Below are 7,245 nucleotides of genomic sequence, written 5' to 3'. Positions count from 1 at the left end.
GGAGCTTGGATGTTAGAAGCTTGCTTGCCTTTAGGGCCTTGCGTGACTTCGAACTGGACTTTTTGACCTTCTTTGAGGGTCTTGAAGCCGTTCATCTGGATTGCGGAAAAGTGTGCAAACAAATCTTCACCGCCGTCATCCGGAGTGATAAAGCCGAAGCCCTTAGAATCGTTGAACCACTTGACTGTACCTGTTGCCATAAAATAGCGTCTTTCAAATAATAACAATCACACGAGCCGTAAAAGCAAGAAGCCTCGCGTAACGCTGCCCCTTCTAGAACTTGCTCACTTCTATTAACAAGCTGAAACATGCTTATCAATGAATGTCATTGTTCGCGTTAAAAATAAAAAAGTCAAGTAATTTCCTTTATGCAATTAAATTTCTGGTTTTGGCCGTTTTTTTGCTCTTGATTTAATCTCTTCTATCGTCATCTGCATAGCAATCGGAAAACGCGTAATATCGTTATAAGTCATCTTTTATTCTGTGTCGCGCGTTGCGCATTTGTTGGAAGGTTTTAGAATAGGCGCATGGTAACCAAGCACGAAGACGGGACAGTAGCGACGCGACAGGAGCAAAAGCTCAAGCCGCCCCCCATGTATCAAGTATTTTTGCTCAATGACGACTACACTCCAATGGAGTTCGTGGTCGCTATACTGCAGGAATATTTCAACAAGGATCGTGAAGCCGCAACGCAGATAATGTTGAAAGTGCATCGCGATGGCAAAGGCATGTGTGGGGTATATCCGAAAGATATCGCTTCCACCAAGGTTGAACTGGTATTAACGCACGCACGCAAAGCAGGGCATCCCCTGCAATGCATGATGGAGGAAGCATGATTGCGCAGGAACTGGAAGTAAGTTTGCATATGGCGTTTGTCGAGGCACGGCAAGCACGGCACGAGTTCATCACGGTTGAACACCTGCTGCTGGCCTTGCTCGATAACCCGTCCGCGGCAGAGGTGCTGCGTGCGTGTGCCGTCAACATTGATGATATGCGCAAGACGCTAACCATCTTCATTGGCGACAACACACCGACGGTGCCGGGTTCGAATGAAGTGGATACCCAGCCGACCTTAGGTTTCCAGCGCGTCATCCAGCGCGCCATCATGCATGTGCAATCGGCTTCCAACGGCAAGAAGGAAGTGACCGGCGCCAATGTGCTGGTCGCGATCTTCGGCGAAAAGGATTCGCACGCGGTGTATTACTTGCACCAGCAAGGCGTGACGCGGCTCGACGTGGTGAATTTCATCTCGCACGGAGTGCGCAAGGACCAGCAGGCCGATGCGCAGAAATCCTCGGAAGGCGCGGAAGAAGTGCAGGCCGAAGGCCAGGCCAAGGAAAGCCCGCTCGACCAGTTCACGCAAAACCTGAACAAGCTGGCGACCGAAGGCAAGATCGATCCCCTGATCGGCCGCGAGTACGAGGTCGAACGCGTGATCCAGACCTTGTGCCGGCGCCGCAAGAACAACCCTCTGCTGGTCGGCGAAGCCGGCGTCGGCAAGACCGCGATTGCGGAGGGACTGGCATGGCGCATCACCCAGGGCGACGTGCCTGAAATCCTGCAGAATGCGATCGTCTATTCGCTCGACATGGGTTCGCTGCTGGCCGGCACCAAGTACCGCGGCGATTTCGAGCAGCGCCTGAAAGCGGTGCTCAAGCAGCTGAAAGACAGCCCGAACGGCATCCTGTTCATCGACGAAATTCATACCATCATCGGCGCCGGTTCGGCTTCCGGCGGTACGCTGGATGCGTCCAACCTGCTGAAACCGGCGTTGTCCAGCGGCCAGCTGAAATGCATCGGCGCCACCACCTACACCGAATTCCGCGGCGTGTTCGAGAAAGATCACGCACTGTCGCGGCGCTTCCAGAAGATCGACGTCAACGAACCGACGGTCGAGCAAACCGTGCAGATCCTGCGCGGCTTGAAGTCGCGCTTTGAAGAACATCACGGCGTCAAGTATTCGGCGTCCGCACTGACCAGTGCAGCCGAACTGGCGGCGCGTTTCATCAATGACCGCCATCTGCCGGACAAGGCCATCGATGTGATCGATGAAGCCGGCGCGGCGCAACGCATCCTGCCGAAGTCGAAGCAGAAGAAGACAATCGGCAAGGGCGAGATCGAGGACATCATCGCCAAGATCGCGCGCATTCCGCCGCAGTCGGTCAACCAGGACGACCGCAGCAAGCTGCAAACCATAGACCGCGATTTGCGCAATGTGGTGTTCGGCCAGGATCCGGCGATCGACGCCCTGGCGTCGGCGATCAAGATGGCGCGCGCCGGCCTCGGCAAGACCGACCGCCCGATCGGCTCCTTCCTGTTCTCCGGTCCGACCGGCGTCGGCAAGACCGAGGTGGCGAAGCAGCTGGCGTTCATCCTCGGCATCGACCTGATCCGTTTCGACATGTCGGAATACATGGAGCGTCATGCGGTGAGCCGCCTGATTGGCGCGCCTCCGGGTTATGTCGGTTTCGACCAGGGCGGCCTGCTGACCGAAGCCGTGACCAAGAAGCCGCATGCGGTGCTGCTGCTGGATGAAATCGAAAAAGCCCATCCGGACATTTTCAACATCCTGCTGCAAGTGATGGATCACGGCGCATTGACCGACAATAATGGACGCAAGGCGGATTTCCGCAATGTGATCATCATCATGACCACCAATGCCGGTGCGGAAAGCCTGCAAAAACGGTCGATCGGTTTCACCGACAAGAAAGAAGCCGGCGACGAGATGGCGGATATCAAGCGTATGTTTACGCCGGAATTCCGCAATCGCATCGATTCCATCATCAGCTTCCATGCGCTGGATGAAGAAGTCATCCTGCGGGTGGTCGACAAATTCCTGATGCAGCTGGAAGAGCAGCTGCACGAGAAAAAAGTGGAAGCGGTCTTTACCGAGAACTTGCGCAAGTTCCTGGCCAAGAAGGGTTTCGATCCGTTGATGGGTGCGCGGCCGATGGCACGCCTGATCCAGGACATGATCCGCAAGGCGCTGGCCGACGAACTGCTGTTCGGCAAGCTGGTGACCGGCGGCCGCGTGACGGTCGACCTCGACGACAAGGACCTGATCAGCCTGGACTTTGCGGAAAAGGATTCGTCCTCGCCTGCGGCTCCCGAAGAAACAGTCGAAGTCGAATAGAGAAGCCGACCGATGCAGCCGGGTGTTTGCCCGGCGCGTTAAAAAGCCTGAATGCACGCAAGTGATTCAGGCTTTTTTATGGCCGCCGCATTGTGAGGGTCGGGCGGCGCTCCATCGCTGAACTGCAACGCGATGGAGCTGGTTTAAGGCTGTATGGTGGTGCCGGTCGCCTGCTTGGCCTGGATATCCGAAACCGCCTGCTGGATTGCCGACAGGCGGGATTCTGTGCCGGGATGGATTGCCGTATAGCCGTTGAGCACGCTGGCCGGATAGCTGGTCGCCAGCCGTTGCCAGAACGCCGCGGCGTCGTCGACCTTGTAGCCGGCGCGAGCCACCATGTACAGCGACAGCTTGTCGGCTGCCACATCCAGCTGCTGCGGATAAGGCTTGACGCCGGCCATGCCGTTCAGGGCCGCGGTATCCGGCTTCAGGCGGATCAGGTTGTCGATGACGCCGGTCATGGTGGCGGTATTGCGCTGGCGCGACGGATGCGTCAGCGTGTTATGCGCCATTTCCTTGGCGATCACCAGCGCCAGTTCGTCGTCGTTCTTGGTGTATTTCATCATGCCGCTGCTGATCAGCACACGGCGGCCATCGGCATAACTGATCACGTTCTCGGTGTTGCCGAGCTCGATGCCGAAGGCGCAGGCGCGGGTCAGCGGGATGTTCAGTGTCTGGTTGGCGCCGTTGCGCGCAATGATGACCTTGATGCTGTTGCGGCCGTTCACCAGCGGCCCGAGCAGCAAGGCAGTCTGGCGTTCGGCGTCGGCGCCGACCGGCACCGGCTTGTCCTGGATGCTCACCAGCAGGTCGCCGCGCTGCAGGCCGACCTTGGCGGCGCCGCTGCCGGCCAGCACGCCGGTCACTTGCAGCTGGTCGCTCAGGCCGAGAGCGCTCGCCGCTTCAATGAACTCGGAGGTAAAGGAATATTTGGTCTTGGCGGTGAAGCCCAGCAGGTTGCGCGCATTGTTCCGGCACAGCAGGGCATTGTTCACCAGCAAAGGCGCGGCAACGTCATACAAGCGGTCCTGCAAGCCGATCAAGGCTTTCAGTTCCGCCTGTTGCGGCGGCGGCGTGAGTACGACTGGCTTGGGAGGGACTGGCACGACTTGCGACGGGGTGGTGGCGGACTCCTGTGTGGCACAGGCTGCCAGCAACAGCACTGGCAGCGCCAGCGCTGCACAGCGCTTGACTCCCTGCCATCCATTGTTACGCGTCAATCTCATCAGTTTCTCCATCAATGTTTTCCGGTGCTGCCGAAGCCGCCTGCGCCGCGTTCGCTGCTCTCGAAATCGGCCACGACATTAAAACGGACACGGGCTACAGGCACAATGATCAATTGCGCCAGCCGGTCCATCGGGTTAAGGGTAAATTCGGTCGTTCCACGGTTCCAGGTGGAAACCATCAGCTGACCCTGGTAATCAGAGTCGATCAGGCCCACCAGGTTCCCCAGCACGATGCCGTGTTTGTGGCCGAGGCCGCTGCGCGGCAGGATCATCGCTGCGTAAGCCGGGTCGCCGATATGGATCGCCAGGCCGGTAGGGATCAGGTGGGTTTCGCCGGGTTTGATCGTCAGCGCGGCGTCCAGGCAGGCGCGCAGGTCGAGGCCGGCGCTGCCTTCGGTAGCGTAGGCCGGCAGTTGATCTTGCATGCGTGGGTCGAGAATCTTGACGTCGATGATATTCATTGAATTTTGTAACAATCTATTAGGTAAAAAAAGATGCAGCAAACATGGCAGCAACCAGCTGCCGGGTGTTCATTAGGCTACTTTCCGATGCAAATTGCCGGCGCTGAAACGACCGGCGATTGGTTAAACAAGACGAGCTGCGATGGCCGCAATCAGCTGGCGCGCCAGCTGTTGCTTGCCGGCGCGCGGCAGGTTGACATGGCCGCTGGCGTCGAACAGCACCAGCTGGTTGTCGTCCTTGCCGAACGTATCATGGCCGATATTGCCGACCAACAGCGGCACGTTTTTCCGCAGGCGCTTGGCTTCGCCATATTGCAGCAGGTTTTCCGATTCGGCCGCAAAACCGACACAGTAAGGTGCTTTCGGCAAAGCTGCAACTGTCGCCAGGATATCGGGATTTTGTTCGAACACCAGCGCGGGCGCGCTGCCGTCGGCATTCTTTTTCAGTTTTTGCGGGCTGGCGTTGGCTACCCGCCAGTCGGCCACCGCTGCCACGGCGACGAAGACATCGGTGCGGCTGTCGGCGCCGGCCAGCTGCGCCAGCACGATATCGTGCATCTGCTGCGCGGTCTGGACGCTGATGCGGCGCACGCCGTAAGGTGCGGTGAGCGCCGTCGGGCCGGATACCAAGGTGACTTCCGCTCCCGCTTCATACGCGGCGCGGGCCACGGCATATCCCATTTTTCCGGATGAAAGATTGGTGATGCCGCGCACCGGATCGATCGGTTCGAAGGTGGGGCCGGCGGTCAGCAGCAAGCGCTTGCCCTTCAGCAGCTTGGGCTGGAACGAGGCGACCACTTCTGCCAGCAGCTCATGGGCTTCCAGCATGCGGCCCATGCCGACTTCGCCGCAAGCTTGCTCGCCGGCGTCGGGTCCCAGCAGCTGGATGCCATCCGCCAGCAGCTGCGCCAGGTTGCGCTGGGTCGCCGCGTTTTGCCACATTTCGACATTCATCGCCGGCGCCACCAGCAAGGGCACGGTGGCGGGACGCGCTACGCACAGCGTCGACAGCAGGTCGTCGCAGGCGCCGTGCGCCAGCTTGAAGATGAAATCGGCGGAGCAGGGCACGATCACGATGGCGTCGGCGTCGCGGGTGAGATCGATGTGCGGCATGTTATTGCCGATGCGCGCATCCCACTGGTCGGTAAACACCGGCTTGCCGGACAGGCCCTGCATGGTGATGGGAGTGATGAAGTGGGTGGCCGCCGCGGTCATCACGACTTGCACCGAAGCGCCAGCCTTGATCAGCGCCCGCGCGAACTCGGCCGCTTTGTAGCAGGCGATGCCGCCGGTCAGTCCCAGCACGATTTTTTTACCAGCGAGATCCATACCTGCTCCTGGAAACGTTATCTATTGGCTACTTGCTTATTTACTTGTTACTTGCTTAGTTACTTGCTCAGTTACTTGTTTACGCGGCGCAGCTCATCAATGACAAACAATACCGCACCGATGCAGATCGCGCTATCGGCGATGTTGAAAGCCGGCCAGTGCCAGTTGCGCACGTAGATGTCGAGAAAATCGATCACATGGCCGTAGGCGATACGGTCGACCACGTTGCCGATGGCGCCGCCCAGTATCAGGGCCAGCGCGGTGCAGAACATGCGTTGCCCGGCGTGGCGTTTCAGCAGGAACGTGATGAACAGCGCAGCGGCGATGCCGAGTACCGTGAAAAAATAGCGCTGCCAGCCGGATTCGGTGGACAGGAAGCTGAACGCGGCGCCCTTGTTATACACCAGCACCAGGTTGAAGAAGGAGGTCACGGCATGCGATTCGCCGTAGCTGAACAGGCGCACGATGGTGATCTTGGTGAGCTGGTCGAGCAGCAGCACCAGTGCGGCGATCGCCAGCCATGGCGCCAGGCCGTAGTTGGAGGAAGATGAAGCGGAAGAGCGTTTTTTTGTGGCCATGTCGATTCTTAACTGTGTGGCAGAAATACGCAGTGTGCAAGGCCGTGGCCGATTGCACGCTGCGCCTGTTTTATCTACATCATCGCTTAAGCAAAATGCCGGTCTTCGCCGCCGCCGAACAGGTTGGCGACACAGCGTCCGCACAGGCCCGGATGTTCCGGGTGGCTGCCGACGTCGGCCCGGTAATGCCAGCAGCGTTCGCATTTCTGCTGCGCCGACGGCGTCACCAGGATCGTTTCTTCAGCTTCGGTCGCCACTTCCGATACCGTTGCGCTGGAAGTGATCAAGACAAATTTCAGGTCGTCGCCCAGGCTGCTGAGCAGCGCATACTTGGCCGGCGCCGCCTTGATTTCGACTTCCGCCTGCAGTGAGGAACCGATGCCGCCCGCGACCCGCACTTCTTCCAGTTGCTTGGTGACGTCGGCGCGCACCGCACGCAGCGCGCTGAATTTGTCGATCAGGGCAGCAGCGCCGTCGATTTCCGGCAGCGTGTAATAGGTCTGGGTGAAAATGGTTTC

At 58.8% G+C, this 7,245-nt stretch carries 8 protein-coding genes; 2 read left to right on the top strand and 6 right to left on the bottom strand.

Annotated elements, in window-relative coordinates; all coding sequences use genetic code 11:
- Positions 1-200 (bottom strand): cold-shock protein (locus tag JWQ61_RS14830; protein WP_009665919.1); only part of this gene is annotated, 200 nt, incomplete at its 3' end.
- A gap of 327 nt (positions 201-527) precedes the next feature.
- Here JWQ61_RS14830 and clpS point away from each other — a divergent pair.
- Both clpS and clpA read left to right on the top strand, forming a co-directional pair.
- Positions 528-836, top strand: a complete 309-nt coding sequence (gene clpS, locus JWQ61_RS14825) for an ATP-dependent Clp protease adapter ClpS (RefSeq protein ID WP_014007243.1) — start codon at positions 528-530, stop codon at positions 834-836.
- Positions 833-3,133 carry an ATP-dependent Clp protease ATP-binding subunit ClpA gene (gene clpA, locus JWQ61_RS14820; protein ID WP_304361203.1) on the top strand — a complete coding sequence of 767 codons (2,301 nt, stop codon included), beginning with the start codon at positions 833-835 and terminating at the stop codon, positions 3,131-3,133. Before clpS ends, clpA begins: the two co-directional genes overlap by 4 nt.
- 143 nt (positions 3,134-3,276) lie before the next feature.
- Here clpA and JWQ61_RS14815 read toward each other — a convergent pair whose 3' ends face one another.
- The 5 genes from JWQ61_RS14815 to JWQ61_RS14795 all read right to left on the bottom strand — a co-directional run.
- Positions 3,277-4,359: a M48 family metallopeptidase gene (locus JWQ61_RS14815; protein WP_304361202.1), complete on the bottom strand. Its 1,083-nt coding sequence runs from the start codon at positions 4,357-4,359 to the stop codon at positions 3,277-3,279.
- A gap of 11 nt (positions 4,360-4,370) precedes the next feature.
- Positions 4,371-4,820, bottom strand: coding sequence for a dUTP diphosphatase (gene dut / locus JWQ61_RS14810; RefSeq protein WP_092401233.1), 450 nt, complete (start codon positions 4,818-4,820; stop codon positions 4,371-4,373).
- Between the two features lie 123 nt (positions 4,821-4,943).
- A complete protein-coding gene (gene coaBC / locus JWQ61_RS14805) occupies positions 4,944-6,149 on the bottom strand; it encodes a bifunctional phosphopantothenoylcysteine decarboxylase/phosphopantothenate--cysteine ligase CoaBC (RefSeq protein WP_304361201.1) in 1,206 nt (401 codons plus the stop codon).
- A 71-nt stretch (positions 6,150-6,220) separates the two neighbouring features.
- Positions 6,221-6,727, bottom strand: a complete 507-nt coding sequence (gene lspA, locus JWQ61_RS14800) for a signal peptidase II (RefSeq protein WP_304361200.1) — start codon at positions 6,725-6,727, stop codon at positions 6,221-6,223.
- An 86-nt stretch (positions 6,728-6,813) separates the two neighbouring features.
- The coding region (locus tag JWQ61_RS14795) for a zinc finger domain-containing protein (RefSeq protein ID WP_304361199.1) at positions 6,814-7,245 on the bottom strand (432 nt) is incomplete at its 5' end.

Origin of the sequence: Collimonas fungivorans (assembly GCF_028292705.1) — a bacterium.
GTDB lineage: Bacteria > Pseudomonadota > Gammaproteobacteria > Burkholderiales > Burkholderiaceae_D > Collimonas > Collimonas fungivorans_B.
Note: the sequence above shows the minus strand (reverse complement) of the source record. Positions and strands in the feature narration are given on the sequence as shown.